Origin of the sequence: Bradyrhizobium sp. BRP19 (genome assembly GCF_020194195.1) — a bacterium.
GTDB lineage: Bacteria > Pseudomonadota > Alphaproteobacteria > Rhizobiales > Xanthobacteraceae > Bradyrhizobium > Bradyrhizobium yuanmingense.
In genome coordinates this window covers 1-572 of record NZ_JADYVZ010000088.1, presented here as the reverse complement: position 1 = coordinate 572, position 572 = coordinate 1, and the positions used below count along the sequence as shown (strand labels likewise).

The following is a 572-nucleotide window of genomic DNA, read 5'->3' as shown; positions in this document are numbered from 1 at the left end:
CCTTAGAAGACTGATGGTAATGATACCGTGCCGTGAAGGGCACAGAGTCCATACTCAAGGGGGTCAGCCATGGCGACTACGTCTAGCACATTGTGGAACGCCGTAGTGCTCCGCATCGGCAAAGGCGCCCAGGACATGTTGGATACCGGAGTCATCGTGCTGTTCGGAGAGCCCGTGCCCGATGCCTTGTCTGATATTTGCGTAGTTCACAATCGCGGTGGTCGTTCCCCGCTGACTCCTCAGCGCGAACTACTACCCGGAGATGTCCTCAACTTCGCTGGCACTCGCTACACCATCGATGAGGTCGGAGAAGCCGCAACCTCAAATCTCAGCGATCTCGGCCACGTCGCGTTGTATTTCAATTCCCCCGACCAATCTCTACTTGCTGGAGCTATCAAGGTGTCCGGGCCACCACCACAGCTACCGGATCAGAGAGTTATCCTCACTTTTGAGCCCTCGAGTGACAAGGGCTGACGCAACCGCTGCTACTCCCTCACCACGTCCGGTAAACCCCAAGTGATCGGTCGTCGTCACCGACACGGAAACCGGAGCCCCGACGGTTTGTGCCAGGG

Annotated in this window: 2 protein-coding genes; one reads left to right on the top strand and one right to left on the bottom strand. The window is 57.5% G+C overall.

The window, feature by feature from the left end; all coding sequences use genetic code 11:
* Positions 1-105: 105 nt before the first annotated feature.
* Positions 106-474: a PTS glucitol/sorbitol transporter subunit IIA gene (locus tag I6F36_RS38620; RefSeq protein ID WP_002518735.1), complete on the top strand. Its 369-nt coding sequence runs from the start codon at positions 106-108 to the stop codon at positions 472-474.
* On the opposite strand, the gene I6F36_RS40150 is transcribed toward I6F36_RS38620, so the two are convergent.
* Entirely contained in the window at positions 421-534 is a 114-nt protein-coding gene (locus tag I6F36_RS40150; protein WP_369424455.1) for a hypothetical protein, read from the bottom strand. The genes I6F36_RS38620 and I6F36_RS40150 overlap by 54 nt on opposite strands.
* Positions 535-572: the final 38 nt, after the last annotated feature.